Below are 17,320 nucleotides of genomic sequence, written 5' to 3'. Positions count from 1 at the left end.
CCCGGACCCACCCTAGGTTCCCGGCGGCCTCCCGGCTCGGCGCCCGCTCGGCGGTGCCGGACCGCTCGACCCCGTCCGCTTGACCTTGACACTGTGACAAGCCCTTCACTGGCGTCCAGGAGGTGGTCCTGATGACGACGACATCGACCGAGGACGCGAACACCGTGCGGGTGCTGCGGGGGCTGGCGCACGACGACCCGTCGGTACGGCTGCGGGCCGCGCTGGCCGTCGGTACGAACCCCGACCCGGGGTTCGTCGACCGGCTGGTCGAGCGGTGCGCCGTCGAGCCCGACTTCCCGGTGCGGGAGATGCTCACCTGGGCGCTCACCCGCCACCCCGCGGCGGTGACCGTCCCGCCGCTGCTCGAGGAGGTCCGCTCGGAGCGCGCCCAGGCGCGGAGCCAGGCGTTGCACACCCTGTCCAAGATCGGGGACCCCCGGGCGTGGCCGGCCGTCACCCCGGCGCTGCTGTCCGACCCCGACGAGGAGGTGGCCCGCAGCGCCTGGCGGGCCGCGGTCGTGCTGGCGCCCGAGGACGAGCGGCCCGCCCTGGCCGTAGGGTTGGCGACGCAGTTCGGGCGCGGCAGCCGGGAGGCGCAGCTGAGCCTCAGCCGGGCGCTGGTCGCGCTCGGGGAGGCGGCGGTGCCGGTCCTGACGGCCGCGACGGCGGATCCCGATCCCCGGGTGCGCGCCCACGCGCTCGCCACGGAGGCGCTGCGCCGCGACCCGGACGCCGGCTTCGAGTCGGCGATCGAGGAGGCGAAGCGGATCGCCGTCCTCGGGACCGACCGGGAGGGGTAGCAGGGCATGTCGATCGGTGGTGGACGGTGTTGATCGGTGAGGTCGCCCGGCGGTCCGGGGTCAGTGCCCGGATGCTCAGGCACTACGAGTCGCTCGGCCTGGTACGGCCGTCGGGCCGCACCGGCTCCGGCTACCGGGAGTACTCCGACGCGGACATCCGGCGGATCTTCCACATCGAGAGCCTGCGCTCCCTCGGCCTGTCGCTGCACGACGTCGGGCGGGCGCTGGACGACCCGGGCTTCACGCCCTCGGGGCTGGTCGACGACCTCGTCGCCCGCACGCTGGAACGCATCGCGGCGGAGACCGAACTGCTGACGCGGCTGCGCCGGATCGGCGCGGCCGAGCCCGCCGGCTGGGAGGACGTCCTGCGGACCGTCGCGCTGCTCCACGGGCTGGAGTCGAAGAGCGCGGGGGCGCGGCAGCGCGCGGCCCTGGCCGCGGCCGAGGACGCCCCCGTCCCCTTGGAGGCGCTGGCCGAGGCGGTGCTGGCCGAGTCGGACCCGAACGCCGCCGGGGCCCTGCGGTGGGCGTTGGCGCAGGCCGGCGAGGCGGCGGTGGCCGTGCTGGCGCCGGGCCTCGGCTCGCCCTCGGCCGAGGTGCGGGAACGCGCCGTCCGGTCCGTCGCCGAGATCCCGGCCGACGCGGCGACCGCGCTGCTGCGGGACGCCCTGGCCGGCCCCGATCCGGTGGTCCGCCGGTACGCGGCCCTGGCGCTCGGGGCCAGGCGGGTGGCCGACGCCGTCCCGACGCTCATCGACATGATCGTCGAGGAGCGCAACGACGCCGACGCGGCGGATGCGCTGGCCGAGCTGGCCAACGGCGCCGCCGACGCCGGTGACCCCGCCCTGGCGGACCGGATCGCCGGGCGGCTCGTCGAGCGCCTGGCCCGGGACGGGGTCGACCAGCCCGCCCGGCGGCGGCTGACCCAGGCGCTCGCGGACATCCCGGGGAGCACGGCGGCGGGCGCGCTCGCCGGGCTGGCGCGGGACGCCGACCGGGTGGTCGCGCTCACGGCGGCGTACGTGCTCACGCTGCGCGGCGCGCGGTAGCGGACTGCCGCGCGCCGCGTAGCCGCGTAACCGCATAGCCGCGCCGCCGAGCGGTGGCCGTGGGACGGTCAGCCGACGCTGCTGATCCGCAGGACGCCGGTGGTGGTGCCCTGGTAGACCACGCCGCCGGGGGCGATGGAGCCGACCATCTGGAGGGTGTCGAAGAGGAAGCCCGCGCCGAGGTAGTGGGTGCGGGTGACGCTGCCGGTGCGGGGGTCGATCTCGGCGTAGTAGTACGGATCGAGGATCGAGGTGGCGTCGGTGCCCGGGATGACCGGCCGGCGCAGCACGGTGTGGATCAGGCCGTCACCGGTGGACAGCCTCGGCACGGCGGCGGAGCGCACGGTGGTGTCCCAGACGAGGTCGCAGCCGGAGCCGTCGGCGCGGACGTCGACCCGGCTGAGGCCGCCGGAGAAGCGGCCGGACGCGGGCACGCTGGGCCCGGCGTCGGCGGGCAGCTTGGGGTACGGGTAGCCGTAGGTGCTCGCGACGAAGACGGCGTTCCCGGCGCCGACCGGGGAGTTCTCGCTGCCGCTGCCGCCCGCCCTGAGGACCGGGACGGAGCAGACCTCGGAGCCGTCGGCGGTGCGCTGGACCAGCAGGTGCACGGTCGGCGCGGCGTTGTCGACGACGGTGACGTACTCGGTGCCGGTGCGCGGGCCGAAGAAGGTCGGTGTGGAGCCGGTGCCCCAGCTGAGCTGTCCGGGCTTCCGGCCCGGTCCGCGGTCGTACGGCCGGCGCCAGGCGATGAGCGGAGTGCCGTCGGCCTCGGCGGTCAGCAGGTAGGTGGCGTGGGTGGTGGCCACCAGGGTGCCGGCCGGGGCGGTGGAGATGGAGTTGGCGACCTTCTCCCCGGCCGGGAGGGCGAGGGTGCGGACGGTGCCGGTGCGGTCGTCGGCGGTGCCCACCACCCCGCCGCCGGTGGCGAACCAGACCCGGCCCTGCCAGTCCGGGGACAGGCCGGTCACGGCGTCGCCCTCGGGCACGGCGCCGGCCAGTGACAGCCGGCTGTCCACGGTCAGCGCCCAGGCGCCGGTGGCGGTGCGGTGGTGGCCGATCCGCAGCAGGTCGCGGTTGCCGTCCACCACGACCAGGCGGTCGTCCTGGTCCAGGTAGGCGTACACGCCGCCGAGCAACGAGCCCTTGGCGATGGGGAGTTCGGCGACGGAACCGCCGTCGGCCGGGTCGAGCAGGTGGACCGTCGGGACGAGGCCGAAGATCGTGGTGCAGAGCGCGACCGGGCGTCCGTCCGAGCCGACCAGCACCGTCGGGCAGGCGGACTGGAGGGCCACCCGCTCCGAGTCGAGCGGGCCGGGCCCCGGGCCGGGCAGCGGGGTGGCGTCGGAGGAGCCGGTGTCGCCGTGCATGGTGGCGGTGCCGTCGGGCCCCGCGTACGGGTTGTGCGGCGGGAGCGGACTGAACGGGCCGGCGGTGGACGGGTCGGTGGCGCCGGACGGGTCGGTGGCGGACGGGCCGTCGCCGGACGGGACGGTGGCGCCGGTCGGGCCGGTGGCGTGGGCCGGGACGGCGAGGGTCAGCAGGGCGGCGGTCACGAGTGCGGGCAGCGCGAGGCGCATGGGAGTCCCCATCGGGAGGAGGAGTGGGCGGCGTGGTGGTGCACGTGATCGCCCGGATGGGGTTCCCGACGGCGCCGGGGGCGCCGGGCTGATCACCGCGTCAGAGCGCGCGGTGACAGATCGCCGAGCACGCGTGCCCGAGGTCGACGTCGAGTCGACGGCTCAGGTGCGTGTGGCGGTTCATGCGGCCAGCATGGACCACTGACGCTTTGTCGTACAAGCACCTGTCCGGCCCGTGGACCCCGCCGGGGTGGCGGGGGCGGGGCGGTGCGGACGTGGTGCTGGTCAGAACACCGAGCAGCCGGAGAGGGTGGTGAGGGTGTCCAGGGCGGTCACGGCGGCGACCGAGTTGCCGGCCTGGTCGAGGCGGGGCCCCCAGGCGCAGACGGCCGCGCGGCCGGGGAGTATGGCGAGGACGCCGCCGCCGACGCCGCTCTTGCCGGGCAGGCCGACGCGGAAGGCGAACTCGCCGGCGGCGTCGTAGGTGCCGCAGGTGAGCAGGACGGCGTTGAGGCGCTTGGCCTCGCCACGGCTCATCAGCCGGGTGCCGTCGGTGCGCACGCCGTAGCGGGCGAGGAAGGCGCCCGCGAGCACCAGGTCGCGGCAGCTGGCGGCGATGGCGCAGTGCGCGTAGTAGTGGTCCAGCACGGTGTCGACCGGGTTCCGCAGGTTGCCGTGGCTGGCGATGAAGTGGGCGAGCGCCGCGTTGCGGTGGCCGTGCTCGGCCTCGGAGACGGCGACCACCGGGTCGGTGTCCAGCAGCCGGTTGCCGGACTCGCGGCGCAGGAACTGCCGTACGGCGCCGGAGGCGTCGCCGGTCAGGGACTGCAGGCGGTCGGTGACCACCAGGGCACCCGCGTTGATGAACGGATTGCGCGGGATGCCGTGCTCGGTCTCCAGCTGGACCAGCGAGTTGAAGGGGTTGCCGGAGGGCTCCCGGCCGACGCCCCGCCAGAGGTCCTCGCCGCCGTCGGCGCTGTAGGCGAGGGCGAGCGCGAGCGAGAACAGCTTGGAGACGCTCTGGATCGAGAACGGCTGCTCCCAGTCGCCGACGCCGTGCAGCTCGCCGTCGACGGTGGCCACGGCCATGCCGAAGGCCTCCGGGTCGGCCTCGGCGAGGGCCGGGATGTAGTCGGCGACGTGGCCCCGGCCCGTGGTCGCCCGGGCGGCCGCCTCGGCGGCGGCCAGCAGGACCGGGTAGTCCAGGTTCTCCACATCGAACAAGATTCTTCACTCCACGCACGGACGGGTACGGACACGATCCGGCCGGGGGCGCCGTGCGGCGACCCCCGGTCCGACCTGTGATTATCCGTGCTCGGGGGAGTGCTGTGCGCCAGGCGGGGGTGCCGGTGCGTGGCGTGCCGGGGGGAGGAGGGAAGGGAGGCGGGTGCGGGCTACGGAGCGTCGGTGGCGGGCTTCGGCGCGTCGGTCGCGGGCTGCGGTCCGTCGGTTGCGGGCTACGGCGCGTCGGTCGGGGCCTGGACCGGCGGGCCGGTCAGCAGGGTGCCGGAGTCCGTGTAGGGCCAGCCGTTCGGGACGCAGCCGTGCAGGCCCTTGATCTGCTGCATCATCACCGGCGCCGGGGCGCCCGGGCCCGGGCAGTCGACGTGGCCGTTGCCGAGGATGTGCCCGACCTCGTGGTTGATCGCCAGCGCGTGGTACAGCTCCGGCTGGTTCCGGTAGAAATCGGACAGTTCGGTCCAGCGCCTGAGGTTGATCACCACCTGGTGCTGGACGCCGCAGTTGACCCAGCCGCCGGTGTCCAGCCCGTACTGGCCGCAGATCCGGTCGGTGGAGCCCGGGGTCGCCAGGTAGACCGTGAAGTCCACCGGGTCGGCGGCCATCCGCTGGAAGGACGCGGTGTTCCCGGCCGCCCAGCCGCGCCGGGTGTTGCCGAGGACGGCGTCCACCTCGGCGGCGAACTGCGCCGGGCTCTCCGCGATCCCGTCCTCCACCCGCACCTTGTAGCGGTACAGGTGCTCCCCGGTGCCGAAGCGGGCGGAGCCGCCGGGGGCGGTGGTGAAGGCCAGCGGCGCGGGCTCGCTGCGCCAGGGCTGCCACCACAGCAGGCCGGCGGTCACCGCCGCGACCAGCGCCACGGCGAGTATGGCGTGCCAGGGCCGCCAGTGCTGCCAGCGGCGCCAGCGGCGCGGGCGGGCGGCAGCCGCCGTCATCGGCCGCCGCCCGCCGCCGTACGGCCGTGCGGTCGGCGTATTCGGTGGGGCGGGGGCGCGGTGGTGTCGGCCATGGCGGTGGTGCAACTCCTGGGCGGGCTCAAAACGGGGTACATCAGGAGGAACGGTCCGGCTGCGGCGGCGGGTTCAGTCCGTCGCTCAGTCCGTCGCTCAGTCCGTCGCCGGGGGGGCGGGCCGGAAGCGGCGGAACGGCCAGGGCGTCACGGAACTCCCGGGCGAGGGACAGGAATTCCTCGGGGGACCGCGCCGCGTGGTGCAGGTCGATCAGCGGCTCCGCGCCCAACTCCCGTACGGCGGCGGCCAGGTAGTCGGCGATCTGGGCGACCGTGCCGCGCTGGGGGACGTCCCCCGCGGGCGCCGGGGCGGCGGTGACCGCCGGGTTGACCCGCAGCACCAGGCGCAGCGTCGCCGGGTCGCGGCCGGCGGCCCGGGCGGAGTCCCGGACGCGCTCCCAGAGCGGGCGCAGGGCGGGCAGCGGCAGGCCGACGCCCAGCCAGCCGTCGGCGCGCCGTCCGACCCGCTCCAGCGCGGCCGGGCTCACCCCGCCCAACAGGACCGGCGGGCGCGGCCGTTGGGCCGGGCGGGCCAGGACGGTCGACGACGGGACGGTCCAGAGTTCACCGGTGTGCCGGACGTCGGTGCCCCCGGTCCAGAACGCCTCCAGCACGTCCAGGGTCTCCTCCAGCCGGGCCGCCCGGCCCCGCCACGGGACGCCGACCGCCTGGTACTCGTCCTCGGACCAGCCGAGCCCGAAGCCGACGTCGAGGCGGCCGGCGCTGAGCAGGTCGATCGTCGTCAGGGTGCGGGCGAGCAGGGCCGGGGGGTACCAGGGCGCGTTGAGCGTGCTGGTGCCCAGCCGGGCCCGACTGGTCGCGCCGGCGGCGGCGGTCAGCAGGGTGAGCGGGTCGAGGAAGGTCCGGTGGCTCTCCGGGAGGGCGCCGCTGCCGCCGGGGTACGGGGTCCGCGGGGCGTTGGCGACCAGGAGCCGGTCGGCCGTCCAGAGCCGGTCGTAGCCGAGCGCCTCGGCCGCGGCTGCGATCCGGACGGTCAGGGCGGGGTCGGCGAAGCGGCCGTACTGGGGGAGGGCGAGTCCGAGGGGCATGGGGTCGTCCTTACGCCTTCCGTGCGGGGGCCGGAGCACCCAGTGTCGGCCGACGGGCGCCCGGAGCGCCAGGCGTCGGGGCTCCCGTCGGGGCTCCCGTCGGGCGGACGGCGCCGCCGGTTCCCGGAACCACTCGAAGGTGCCACCCGTGCGGCGTGTTCCTGGGGATCGCCGTCGGAATCGGCTGTTGTGGTGCGGGTCGATCACGACGATCCGCACCACGGTCCGCATCATGATCCGCAGTGCAGCCCGCGCTGCAACCCGCACCACGACCCGTAACCGGAGGCACCGTCATGTCCATCACCACCGTCCTCACCGTCGACGGCATGAGCTGCGGCCACTGCGAGAGGACCGTCAGCGCCGGGCTCGCCGCCATCCCCGGGGTCACCGAGGTCGTCGCGGACGCGCCCAGCGGACGGGTCACCGTGGCCTCCGCCCAGCCGCTGGAGACCACTGCGGTCCGCAGCGCGGTCGACGCGGCCGGCTTCACCCTCGTCGACGAGGTCTGACCCCGGACGGAGGTCTGACCCCGGACGGGCCGGGGGCCCGCCGCCCCGGGGCCCGTCGCCTCGGGACGGCGGGCCCCACCCGGCTCAGCCCATGCTCTTCGCGCCGTCCAGGGACTCGCGAATGATGTCGGCGTGGCCCGCGTGCTGGGCGGTCTCGGCGATGACGTGCAGCAGCACCCGGCGGGCCGACCACTCGGCGTCCGCCTCGAACCAGGGCGCCTTCGGCAGCGGCTGGGTCGCGTCGAGGTCCGGCAGGGTGGCCACCAGCTCGTCGGTCCGGCGGGCCACCTCGGCGTACGCGGCGAGCACCCCGGCCAGCGTCTCGCCCGGCAGCAGCCGGAACTCGTCGGCGCGGCGGGCGAAGTCGGCCTCGGTCATGGCGGAGAAGTCGGGCATCGCGGACGGGCCCTGCACGATGAACTCCGCCCACAGCCGCTCCACCGTGCGCACGTGCTTGACCAGGCCGCCCAGGCACAGCTCGCTCGCACAGGTCCGCAGGCCGGCCTGCTCGTCGGTGAGGCCGCGGGTGGTGAAGCGCAGGAAGTGCCGCTGCTTCTCCAGCGCGATCAGGAGGTCGGCGCGCTCGCCGGTGACGGGGGCGGGGGTGGTGGGGGTGGTGGTGCTGCTGGGGGTGGTGGTCGCGGTCATGGCTCTGGCCTTCCGTTCGGGTCCTGATCGGTGCCTGCTCGGTGGTGGTCCGGGGCTCGCTCCCCCTGACGAGAACCACATTACGGAGCATTGCGGCCACTTCCTGTCCTGAATAGCGCCCAGAATCGGGACATGGCGAACACCAGCACCCGGACCCTGCGACTGCTCTCCCTGCTCCAGACCCACCGGTACTGGCCGGGCGAGGAACTCGCCGACCGGCTCGGCGTCTCCGTCCGCACCCTGCGCCGTGACATCGACCGGCTGCGCGAGCTCGGCTACCCCGTCGAGGCCCAGCGCGGCGTCGACGGCGGCTACCAGCTGGCCGCCGGCGCGGCCCTGCCCCCGCTGGTCATCGACGACGAGGAGGCGGTCGCCCTCGCGGTCGGGCTCCAGGCGGCCGCCGACAGCCCGGTGGAGGGGGTCGCCGAGGCCTCCGTCCGGGTCCTGGCCAAGGTCGTGCACGTGATGCCGGGCCGGCTGCGCCGCCGGGTCGAGGCGCTGCGCGCCGTCACCGTCCCGGTCGACTGGGGCACCGCCCCCGCCTCCCGCGTCGACCCGGACGCCCTCACCGCCGTCGCCCTGGCCTGCCGGGACGACGAACGGCTCCGCTTCTCGTACACCACCGCGTCCGCGCGGCGCACCGAGCGGCACGTTGAACCGCACCGGCTGGTCTGCCTCGACCGGCGCTGGTACCTGGTCGCCTACGACCTCGACCGCGGCGACTGGCGGACCTTCCGCCTGGACCGCCTCACCGCCGCCGAGGCCACCGGCGCCCGCTTCGCGCCCCGCACCCTCCCGGCCGCCGACGCCGCCGAGTTCGTCCGCGCGGGCCTCAGCGCCATGCCCCGCCCCAACCGGGTCGAGGCCCTGGTGGAGGCCCCCGCCGAGCGCGTCCGCGCCCTCGTCGGCCGCTGGGGCGACGTCGAGGCGGTGGACGCCACCCGCTGCCGCCTGCGGATGACCGCCGACTCGCTGGACTGGCCCGCCATGGCCCTGGGCTCCCTGGGTGCCGAGTTCCGGATCGTCCACCCGCCGGAGCTGCGGGCACTGATCGCGGAGTGGTCCACCCGCTTCGGCCGCGCGGCGGAAGGCGGCGCGGAGGCGTAGGAAGTCGGCCCGGTCGACTTCTGGTGTGGGGGTGTTGCTGTGGCGACTCGGCGATGGGTGGTCGTGGTGGGCCCGGCTTTGGTGGGCTGGTGGTGGGGGAAGTGGAGGGCGCCGTAGGGGGTGGGGCCGGAACGGCCGGGCTTCGTAGGGGCGTTACGTTGGGAAGAGGAGGGATGGGGGTGGGTGTGGCACTGGTCAGGGTGTGGCGGATCAAGGGGCTGTTCCGGCAGGCGGACCGCAGGTACCGGGGGGCGGCCCTGAGGCTGGAGGGGGTGTCTCAACTCCTTGCCCTGCCGGGGCGGCGTCGGGTTCGCAGGCTGCGGCTCGCGCGTGCGCAGTGGCTGCGGGCGGTGGAGGAGGATCCGGACCGGGCGCTGAAGGCGCTCGCCGACGCCGTGGTGAACGGACTGGACGTGGCGACCGACGAGTTCGTCGAGGGTGCGCTCGCCCGGTGGATCCGTTCCGGTCGGTGGGGCCGCCTGGAGCAGGACACCTACGAGCGGTTGCGGGAGGCCCTGGCCACGACCGGCCGGTCCCTGGCTGAGCGGCTGACCGACCTGTACCGGGGGGAGCCGGGGCTGCGGGAGCACCGCAGTGCCCCGGAGGTGCGCGACATGCTGATGGAGTACCACCCGGAGCACCCGCCGATGGAACTGCTGATGGCGGTGGGCCCGCTGGGTTCGGAGGCGGACTGGTGGTGCGACCTCGGTTACCGGGCGATCCAGGACGGCGACCTGGAGCTGGCCGACCGGCACTTCACCCGGGCGCACGACCTCGGCTGTCAGCACGTGCGGGAGTGGGTGGTGTACCTCGCTCTGCTGCGGGTGGCGGAGGTCGGCGACCGGGTGCAGGTGCACGATGCCCTCAGGACGGCCCGTGAGCTGCATCCCGCCCTCGACCACGAGCAGTTGTTCTACCTCGGCTGTCGGGGCGTCCTCGCCGGTGTGGAGCCGGACGTGGAGGCGATGGTGCGGTTGCGGGTGGACCGGCCGGACCTGCGCCAGCTGTGGCTGGCCCAGCACTTCCTCCGGGTCGGGAACCCCGTCCTGGCCCGTGCCAGGCTGCGGTCGTGCGTGCGGAAGGCCAAGAAGCTGACCCAGGACCGGTACGGGTACCTGGACAGGAGCGACGACGATCCCGATCCGTCCGACGTCCTGCGCATGGCCAAGGCCCAACTGGCCCGGCAGGACGGGCGTGTGCAGGACGGGCGTGAGTCGGCGGGCCCGGACGCGCGCCTGCTGCCTTCGGTGGACCGGTTCGACCCGGGCTATCTGCACGAGGCGCTGCCGAGCCCGTAGCAGCGAGCGGATCCGGCGGTTCCTCGGTCGTACCTGAGGCTGGATATTCGCTTGGCCGACGGTCGCGGGCCGGGCGATCATGGCGGGATGTCCGATCTGCTCGAGCGGGTAGCCGCCTTCCACGTCGCCTTTGCCCGCCGCCAGGCGGCCGAGGTCGTCGAACTGCCCGAGTTCCCCGGGGTCTTCGCCGTGCGGAACCCGGAGTTCGTGCTCTCCCACGAGCACAACCACCTGATCGTCACCGGACCGGGCACCGACCCGGCGGCCCTGCCGGGGCTGGCGGTGCGCTGGCTCGGGCAGCGCTCGCAGTACGCGATCACCGTGCTGGACGAGGCGTGGGGCGAGCGGGCTGCGCCGGTGCTGGCCGGGGCCGGGTACGAGCGCAGCGCCGTGGTGGTCATGGCCAGGGACACGGCGGGTTGCACGCTGCCCGAACCGGCCGCCCTGCCGACGGAGTTCGCCGAACTGCGGGAGGCCGTCCTGCGGCAGCAGCGGGAGTGGTACGAGGACGCGGAACTGCTCCGGCAGCTCGCCGACCGTCGGCCGACCAGGCGGCGCGGTGCCGAGCAGGTGCACTTCCTGGCCGCCCGGGCGGCGGACGGCGAGGTCGCCGCCTGGGTCGACCTCTACCTCGAACCGGCCCTCGGGCTGGCCCAGTTGGAGGACCTGGTCACCGCGATCCCGTACCGCGGGGCCGGTCACGGTGACACCCTGCTGGCCAGCGGCCTGGCCCTGGCGGCGGCGGCCGGGATCCCGCAGCTGTTCCTGCTCGCGGACGCGGTCGACTGGCCGCGCACGTGGTACGCGCGCCGGGGCTTCGTCGAGATCGGCCGCAGCCTGTCCTTCCAGACGCGCTGACGGCCCGCCGACCGCCCTTTGGCGGCCCTTCTGACGGCCCGGCCGTTGGAGGTCGTACGGGTGCGCCAGGATGGGGGCATGAACACGGAACGGGCCCTGCCCCGTGACCTGATGGCCGTCGACACCCCGGCGCTGCTGCGACTGGAGGCGCGGGCCGCCGGCCTCGGCCTCTCCCAGCGGCTGGACCCGGCGTGGCTGACGGCGCACGCGGCGCCCGAGGGGCGGCACTACCTGCGGGCGGTGCTGTGGCACGGGGTGTCCCACCGTCCGGAGCTGCCCGCTCAGTTGCGCTGCGAACTGGTGCTGGAGCTGCGGACCGGCGAGCAGGTGCTGAGCCTGCTGGACGTCCTGGCCGGGGACTTCGAGCGACTGACGGCGGTGACGTCCCGGGACGAGGGACTGCCGGTGGCCCGGCTCCTGGGCGGTGGCGGGCTGCGGTCGGTCAGGGAGTACGAAGCCGGGGAGTAGTCGGCCGGGGGATAGTCGGCCGGGGAATGCTCGGTCAGGGAGCGCGACGAGGGGCTACGGGGCTGACCGGCCCTGCTGCCGCCCGCCCGCAGTGGTCGGCGACGGTGTCCGCGAAGGCCCGGGCGAGCGGACCCAGGGTGAGCCACTCGCGCGCGGCCCAGCCGACGGTGAGGCCCGGGAGGTCGGGCAGCGGCACCAGTCGGAGCCCGGGATGGCCGGGGCCCTGCCACTCGGGGAGCGCGGGGACGACGGCGTGCCCGAGGCCGAGTTCGGCGAGCAGGATCGCGGTGTCCCAGTCGGTGACGCTGGTGTCGAAGACCGGGCGGATGCCCGACTTGCCGAGCCAGTCGTCCAGTTGGGAGCGGGAGACGGAGTTCTGCGGCAGTCCGATGAGCCGGGCGTCCTGGAGGTCGACGGGTTCGATGCGCTCCCGGGCGGCGAGCGGGTCGGCGGCCGCCACGGCGAGCACCCACGGCAGTTCGGCGACGGGACGCTGCTCGATGCCGCGGACGGGCGTGCCCAGGGTGATCCAGGCCAGGTCGACCTGGCCGGCGGTGAGCGCGTCCAGACAGCTGCGGCTGGATACACCGGTCTGGAACTCCAGGCTGACCTGCGGGAACCGTTCGCGGAAGTCGACCACGGCGGCGGACATGAAGTGCCGGATGCTGGTGGCGCCGGTGGTGATCCGCACCGATCCGCCCTCGCCGCGCGCGAGTTCGGCGATGGTGCGCAGCGCGTGGTCGATGCCGCCCAGCCCGTTGGCCACGGCGGTCTGCAGCTGGCGTCCGGCCTGGGTGGGCACCACGCCGCGCGGGTGCCGCTCGATCAGGGCGAGGCCCAGTTCGCGCTCCAGCCGCTTCACGTGCTGGCTGACGGCGGACTGGCTGCACGCCAGGTCGCGGGCGACGGCGCTGAGCGAGCCGGCCCGGCAGACGGCGGCGAAGACGCGGAGGTCATCGAGGGTCATGAACGCCCAGGGTACTGCCGGATCCGGGACGGCAGGAGAAGAGGCCCGACCCAAGCCCGACCTTGGAAGTTCCCCAGGAAATCAGCGGATTGACTTGGGAGTCCGGCAGCCTCGATCATCGATGGCAGGGCCCGCAGGAGGGCGGCAACCCGCCCGCTGCCTTCGCGGCGCTCCGGACGCGTAGAGGCGGGGGCGGGGCGGGTGCCGACCCGTTTGCATCAGCTGCACAAGCTGCATCCGCGCGTGCCCGTGCGCCCGTGTGCTCATGCGTACGGGCAGGACGGACAGTCGGGCAGTGGAGGGGGAACGGAATGCGGTACGCCGATGGTCCCGGCGCGGACTGCGAGGTGTTCGTCGGGGCGACGGTGGAGCGGCTCTGGGCGCTGGTGACGGACATCGCACTGCCCGCGCGGCACAGCCCGGAGCTCCAGCGGGTCGCCTGGCTGGACGGTGCGGACGGCCCCGCTCCGGGCGCCCGCTTCGAGGGGTACAACCGGCGGGCGGGGATGCCCGATTGGCGGACGGTCTCCGAGGTGGTGGAGGTGGTCGAGCACCGCGCCTTCGCCTGGGCCGTCCTGGACGCGGACGGCCGCTTCGGCGCCCCGGTGACGGACGCGAGCGGTGCGTTGGCCCGGTGGCGCTTCGAGCTGCGCCCCGAGGACGGTGGCACCCTGCTGCGGCACTCGGTGGTGCTCGGCCCCGGCCGTAGCGGAGTCACCCGGGCCATCGACGCCCGGCCGGAGGCGGAGGAGAAGATCGTCGCCTTCCGCCTGGGGGAGCTGCGGACCGGGATGACGGCGACGCTGGAGGGCATCAAGTCGATGGCGGAGAACGGGGGTTGAGGTGCCGGAACCGGCCCGTTCCGAGCTCGACTGTTCCGAGCTCGACTGTTCGGAGCTCGACTGTTCGGAGCCGGCCCGTTCCGGGCTCGACTGGCCGGGGCTCGCGGAGCCCGACCGTCCGATGGACTTCGCCGGGCTGCTCGCGGAGGTCCGGGCGTCGGCGGCACGCCTGTGCGCGGACCTCGCGTCGCTGACCGACCGGCAGGCCCGTGAGCCCTCGCTGCTCCCCGGCTGGAGCCGGGGCCATGTGCTCACCCACCTCGCCCGCAGCGCCGACGCGTACCGCTGGACGCTCGCCCTGGCCCGTACCGGTAGCGCGCCCGGGCCGCGCGCCGACGCCGCCGAGCTGGACCGGCGGCTGCGCGAGGGCGCGGGGCGCGCTGCCGGGGCGCTGGTCGACGACCTGCGGGACGGGCTGGACGGGCTGCTGCGGGACGCGGCTCAGTTGCCGGCCGGGCGCCGGAACGTCCTGGTCCCGGCACTGGCGGGCTGGCGGCACCCGGCCTGGTACCTGCTGTGGCGGGCCTGGCGGGAGCTGGAGGTGCACGCGGTCGACCTGGGCCTCGGCCGCGGGCCGGCCGACTGGCCCGCGGCGTTCGTCCGGGCGGCCCTGGCCGAGACGGCCGCGGCGTCGGCCGTACGGTCGGTGCCGCTGGCCCGGGTGGAGGCCGAGGACCTCGGCCGCAGCTGGGAGATCGGCGGGGCGGGCCGGGTGGTGAGCGGCCCCGGGCACGCGCTGCTCGCCTGGTTGGCCGGGCGCGGCCCGCTGACGGGCCTGCTGACGGGCCTGCGGGTGGACGGCGGGTTGCCGGCGCCGGAGGTGCTGCCGGCCTGGCCGTTGCCGCCGGTGCCCGGCTGGGGGTGAGGTCCGCTCAGGAGGCGGGCGGGTGCTCCTCCGCCTGCCGGAACAGGGCCGCCAGGTCGTGGAAGCCCCGCCGTTCGGCCAGGGTGCGGGTGGTAGCACCGTCGGCGTCGGGGAGGCGGGGGTCGGCGCGGTGGGCGAGCATGACCTCGACGATCTCGCGGTGCGCGGGGCCGCCGTCACCGAGCAGGACCGCCTCCAGGAGGGCCGTCCAGCCGAGGTCGTTGACGTGGTTCACGTCGATGTCGGTCTCGTTGAGCACCGCCCGTCCGTAGGCAACGGGGCCGCGCCCGGCACCGGTTCGTCCGGTGCCGGGCGTTCGGCTGTCCCGCTGTCCGATGGCGCGGCTCTCCAGCCGCCCGGCTACTCGGCCTTGAGGTGCGCCAGCGTGACGATCAGCCGGTCGGCGATGCCCTCCGGCCACGGAAAGGCGACCGTGACCGCCTGCTGGTGGGCCAGTCCGTGCAGGCCCAGCCAGAGGGCCACGGTGTCCGCGAACGGGTCGGTGCTGGTGGACGCGCCCGTGGCGACGCACGCCTCCAGGGTCTCGACGAACAGGTGCAGGAGCTCCTGACCGAGGGCGCCCATGTCGTCCGCCGTCACGGTGGTGTCCTGGAGCGCGGGCACCCAGACGCCGCCGAACATGGTGCGGTAGCGCTCGGGGTGCTCCCGGGAGTACTCCAGGTAGGCGTGGCAGAGGGCGGTGAGCCGCTGCCGGGGGTCGTCGTCGGCCGCGTCGACGGCGGCGCGCAGCCGGGCCTCCATCTGCTCGAAGGCCTGCCGCACCACGGCCAGCATGATGGCCGGCTGGTCGGGGAAGTGCCGGTAGATCGAGGGGGCGGCGATCCCGACCCGGCGGGCGACCGACCGCAGGGTGACGGCGGTCTCGGTGCCGGCCTCGTCGAGCAGTTCGACTGCGGCGGCCACGATGTCCTCGCGCAGGCGGGCGCCTTCCCCGCGACGGTTGCGGGCGCGGACGGGGGCTGTGCTCGGTTCGTTTCCCATGGCGTGAGCTTACAGGTGAAAACTTACGAGCGGCAGCTCTTGTCAGCCGTGAGCTTACGCATGTAACTTTACGGCCGTAGCCAGCGCCACCGTCATCACTGAGCCGAACGGAGCACACCGTGAACAACACCGTCGTCACCCACGCCACCGAGGTCGTTCTGCCGGGCGAGGTCGAGCCGAGCGGCCTCCGGCTGCGCACCCGCGACCTCCCGCCGCCGAGCGCCGGCCACGTCCTGCTCCGGATGGACGCCACCGGGGTCTCCTTCGCCGAGCAGCAGATGCGTCGCGGCAAGTACTACGACCAGCCGCCGTTCCCCTTCGTGCCCGGTTACGACGTGGTCGGCACCGTGGTCGCCGCAGGCCCGGGCACCGACCCCGCGATGGTCGGGCGCCGCTTCGCCGCCGTCACCAAGACCGGCGCCTGGGCCAGCCATCTGCTGCTCGACGCCGCCGACCTCGTCCCGGTGCCGGACGGCGTGACGGCCGCCGACGCGGAGACCGTCGTGGTCAACGGCGTGACGGCCTGGCAGATGCTGCACCGGACCGCGAAGGTGCGCCGGGGAGGCACGATCGTCGTACTCGGCGCCAACGGTGGTGTCGGCTCGACCCTGGTCCAACTCGCCCGGCACGCCGGGATCGCGGTGATCGGCACGGCCTCCGCGCGGCACCACGACACCGTTCGCGCCCTGGGGGCGACCCCGGTCGACTACCGCGACCCCGACCTCTACCGGCGCATCCGGGAGCTCGCGCCGGACGGCGTCGACGCGGTGTTCGACCACGTCGGCGGCGCCGGGCTGGAGCAGTCGTGGTCGCTGCTGCGCCGCGGCGGAGTCCTGGTGTCCTACGGAACCGCCGCCACCAAGGACGAGGCCGGCAACTCCCAGCTCCCGGTGTTGAAGCTGTTCGCCCGGCTGGCGCTGTGGAACGGCCTGCCCAACGGCCGGTCCGCGCACTTCTACAACTTCTGGGCGGGCCGGCGCCGCCCGGAGGCCTTCCGGGCCCGTCTGCGCGAGGACCTCACCCAGGTGCTGGCCCTGCTGGACGACGGCACGCTCAGCGCGCAGATCGCCGCCGAGTTCCCGCTCGACGAGGCCGCGGCCGCGCTCGCCCTGGCCGAGTCGCGCACCGTCGCGGGCAAGGTCGTCATCGTCCGCTGACCGGGCTCGGCTCTGCACCGGCCCGGCCCGGCCAGGCCTGCCGTCGGTCAGGCGGTGTCGGCGGAGGCCGCCGCGATGCGGGCCTCGATCTCCGCCAGGATCGGCCGGTAGGCGTCCTCGTAGGTGTGCATCCGGTCCAGGCACTCGGCGAACAGCCGCCGGGAGCGGGACCTCCGGTGGGGCATCAAGTCGTAGCGGCGCAGGCGCACCGAGCGCATGTCGACCATGAACCCGGGCCGGCAGCGCACGCCGTGCGCGTGCCGGACGGTCTCCTCGGCCTCGCGCAGCAGGCTCAGGTAGGCGTCGTGGCCGGCCTTCCAGCGGGCGGCCTCCTCCGGGGTGCCGGGCACCTCGACGCCGCGCACGGGCGGCGCGACCGGGTCGACGACGTCGTAGAGGGTGAACTCCAGCCCCTCGGGGGCCTGGGCCCAGGACATCACCCGCCACGGCCACGGGATCAGGGTGTAGGTGCGCTGCTGTACGCGGATCACGCGGTTCCCCCCGGTGTCGGTGCGCATCGGTCCGGCGGCCCGGGCCTGCTGCCCGGGGCCTGGCGTCAGCGTAGGGGAGAGAGCTTCGGCTTGAGGGCTACCACCGCCGGGCTGCGCTCCAGACCATCGGGGCCGCCGTGCTTGCCCCTGCCGGCGAGGTCCCGCCGACTCGCAGCCCCGAGGTGGTCAGCACTGTCCACCGCGCAGTCGCGGCCTTGAGCCCGGCCTCCTTCGAGGGGCTTGACCCCCAGACCCGGGACCGGCTCCGCCAGGAACTCCGGGAGACCCGTACGGCGTTGCTCGCGCTGGAGGACTCGCTGAGCTGACAGAGCGGTACCTCCGAGGCCCCGCCTTCCCTGCCCAGGGAGGGCGGGGCGTCTTTGCG

Annotated in this window: 19 protein-coding genes and 1 pseudogene; 11 read left to right on the top strand and 9 right to left on the bottom strand. The window is 74.9% G+C overall.

All coding sequences use genetic code 11. From position 1 onward, the window contains the following. Positions 1-131: 131 nt before the first annotated feature. Both ACZ4W5_RS28720 and ACZ4W5_RS28715 read left to right on the top strand, forming a co-directional pair. Complete coding sequence (locus ACZ4W5_RS28720; RefSeq protein WP_465657792.1) at positions 132-800, top strand: HEAT repeat domain-containing protein; 669 nt, start codon at positions 132-134, stop codon at positions 798-800. A 26-nt stretch (positions 801-826) separates the two neighbouring features. After that, the gene (locus tag ACZ4W5_RS28715; RefSeq protein ID WP_465657790.1) at positions 827-1,849 is read left to right on the top strand and encodes a MerR family transcriptional regulator; all 1,023 of its coding nucleotides are present in this window, start codon (positions 827-829) and stop codon (positions 1,847-1,849) included. Positions 1,850-1,917: 68 nt separating this feature from the next. Here ACZ4W5_RS28715 and ACZ4W5_RS28710 read toward each other — a convergent pair whose 3' ends face one another. The 4 genes from ACZ4W5_RS28710 to ACZ4W5_RS28695 form a co-directional block, all read right to left on the bottom strand. After that, positions 1,918-3,426: an NHL repeat-containing protein gene (locus tag ACZ4W5_RS28710; protein ID WP_465657789.1), complete on the bottom strand. Its 1,509-nt coding sequence runs from the start codon at positions 3,424-3,426 to the stop codon at positions 1,918-1,920. A gap of 285 nt (positions 3,427-3,711) precedes the next feature. Beyond that, positions 3,712-4,632 carry a glutaminase gene (locus ACZ4W5_RS28705; protein WP_465657806.1) on the bottom strand — a complete coding sequence of 307 codons (921 nt, stop codon included), beginning with the start codon at positions 4,630-4,632 and terminating at the stop codon, positions 3,712-3,714. A gap of 251 nt (positions 4,633-4,883) precedes the next feature. Continuing rightward, positions 4,884-5,600 (bottom strand): DUF3152 domain-containing protein, encoded by a 717-nt coding sequence (locus ACZ4W5_RS28700; RefSeq protein ID WP_465657788.1) that lies wholly within the window; start codon positions 5,598-5,600, stop codon positions 4,884-4,886. Between the two features lie 115 nt (positions 5,601-5,715). Further along, positions 5,716-6,723 carry a TIGR03619 family F420-dependent LLM class oxidoreductase gene (locus ACZ4W5_RS28695; RefSeq protein WP_465657786.1) on the bottom strand — a complete coding sequence of 336 codons (1,008 nt, stop codon included), beginning with the start codon at positions 6,721-6,723 and terminating at the stop codon, positions 5,716-5,718. Between the two features lie 293 nt (positions 6,724-7,016). On the opposite strand from ACZ4W5_RS28695, the gene ACZ4W5_RS28690 reads away from it, so the two are divergent. Further along, on the top strand, positions 7,017-7,232 hold the full coding sequence (locus ACZ4W5_RS28690; protein ID WP_360236992.1) for a heavy-metal-associated domain-containing protein: 216 nt from the start codon (positions 7,017-7,019) through the stop codon (positions 7,230-7,232). Between the two features lie 84 nt (positions 7,233-7,316). Here ACZ4W5_RS28690 and ACZ4W5_RS28685 read toward each other — a convergent pair whose 3' ends face one another. Next, positions 7,317-7,880, bottom strand: coding sequence for a DinB family protein (locus ACZ4W5_RS28685; protein WP_465657785.1), 564 nt, complete (start codon positions 7,878-7,880; stop codon positions 7,317-7,319). A 132-nt stretch (positions 7,881-8,012) separates the two neighbouring features. On the opposite strand from ACZ4W5_RS28685, the gene ACZ4W5_RS28680 reads away from it, so the two are divergent. The 4 genes from ACZ4W5_RS28680 (at position 8,013) to ACZ4W5_RS28665 (ending at position 11,611) form a co-directional block, all read left to right on the top strand. Further along, positions 8,013-8,987 carry a helix-turn-helix transcriptional regulator gene (locus ACZ4W5_RS28680; protein ID WP_465657784.1) on the top strand — a complete coding sequence of 325 codons (975 nt, stop codon included), beginning with the start codon at positions 8,013-8,015 and terminating at the stop codon, positions 8,985-8,987. A 179-nt stretch (positions 8,988-9,166) separates the two neighbouring features. Beyond that, entirely contained in the window at positions 9,167-10,285 is a 1,119-nt protein-coding gene (locus ACZ4W5_RS28675; protein ID WP_465657783.1) for a hypothetical protein, read from the top strand. Positions 10,286-10,372: 87 nt separating this feature from the next. Further along, entirely contained in the window at positions 10,373-11,143 is a 771-nt protein-coding gene (locus ACZ4W5_RS28670; RefSeq protein ID WP_465657781.1) for a GNAT family N-acetyltransferase, read from the top strand. Positions 11,144-11,221: 78 nt separating this feature from the next. Next, positions 11,222-11,611, top strand: coding sequence for a hypothetical protein (locus tag ACZ4W5_RS28665; protein WP_465657780.1), 390 nt, complete (start codon positions 11,222-11,224; stop codon positions 11,609-11,611). 34 nt (positions 11,612-11,645) lie between these two features. Here the strand turns inward: ACZ4W5_RS28665 and ACZ4W5_RS28660 are convergent, their stop codons facing one another. Then, complete coding sequence (locus tag ACZ4W5_RS28660; RefSeq protein WP_465657779.1) at positions 11,646-12,578, bottom strand: LysR family transcriptional regulator; 933 nt, start codon at positions 12,576-12,578, stop codon at positions 11,646-11,648. A gap of 311 nt (positions 12,579-12,889) precedes the next feature. On the opposite strand from ACZ4W5_RS28660, the gene ACZ4W5_RS28655 reads away from it, so the two are divergent. Further along, entirely contained in the window at positions 12,890-13,420 is a 531-nt protein-coding gene (locus ACZ4W5_RS28655) for an SRPBCC family protein (protein WP_465657778.1), read from the top strand. A 121-nt stretch (positions 13,421-13,541) separates the two neighbouring features. Beyond that, positions 13,542-14,285, top strand: coding sequence for a maleylpyruvate isomerase family mycothiol-dependent enzyme (locus ACZ4W5_RS28650; RefSeq protein ID WP_465657777.1), 744 nt, complete (start codon positions 13,542-13,544; stop codon positions 14,283-14,285). A gap of 7 nt (positions 14,286-14,292) precedes the next feature. Here ACZ4W5_RS28650 and ACZ4W5_RS28645 read toward each other — a convergent pair. Together ACZ4W5_RS28645 and ACZ4W5_RS28640 are read right to left on the bottom strand one after the other, a co-directional pair. Continuing rightward, positions 14,293-14,571 (bottom strand): annotated as a pseudogene (locus ACZ4W5_RS28645) (ankyrin repeat domain-containing protein); the annotation flags it as partial. 74 nt (positions 14,572-14,645) lie between these two features. Continuing rightward, complete coding sequence (locus ACZ4W5_RS28640; protein ID WP_360234061.1) at positions 14,646-15,287, bottom strand: TetR/AcrR family transcriptional regulator; 642 nt, start codon at positions 15,285-15,287, stop codon at positions 14,646-14,648. 119 nt (positions 15,288-15,406) lie between these two features. On the opposite strand from ACZ4W5_RS28640, the gene ACZ4W5_RS28635 reads away from it, so the two are divergent. Continuing rightward, on the top strand, positions 15,407-16,444 hold the full coding sequence (locus tag ACZ4W5_RS28635) for a medium chain dehydrogenase/reductase family protein (RefSeq protein WP_465657775.1): 1,038 nt from the start codon (positions 15,407-15,409) through the stop codon (positions 16,442-16,444). Positions 16,445-16,491: 47 nt separating this feature from the next. On the opposite strand, the gene ACZ4W5_RS28630 is transcribed toward ACZ4W5_RS28635, so the two are convergent. Further along, positions 16,492-16,935: a hypothetical protein gene (locus tag ACZ4W5_RS28630; protein ID WP_465657774.1), complete on the bottom strand. Its 444-nt coding sequence runs from the start codon at positions 16,933-16,935 to the stop codon at positions 16,492-16,494. A gap of 137 nt (positions 16,936-17,072) precedes the next feature. Between ACZ4W5_RS28630 and ACZ4W5_RS28625 the strand changes: the two genes are divergently transcribed. Then, a complete protein-coding gene (locus tag ACZ4W5_RS28625) occupies positions 17,073-17,261 on the top strand; it encodes a hypothetical protein (RefSeq protein ID WP_360234055.1) in 189 nt (62 codons plus the stop codon). The last annotated feature ends 59 nt before the right edge of the window (positions 17,262-17,320 follow it).

The organism is Kitasatospora sp. NPDC029367 (assembly GCF_055569135.1).
This window is presented reverse-complemented; position numbering and strand designations above follow the sequence as displayed.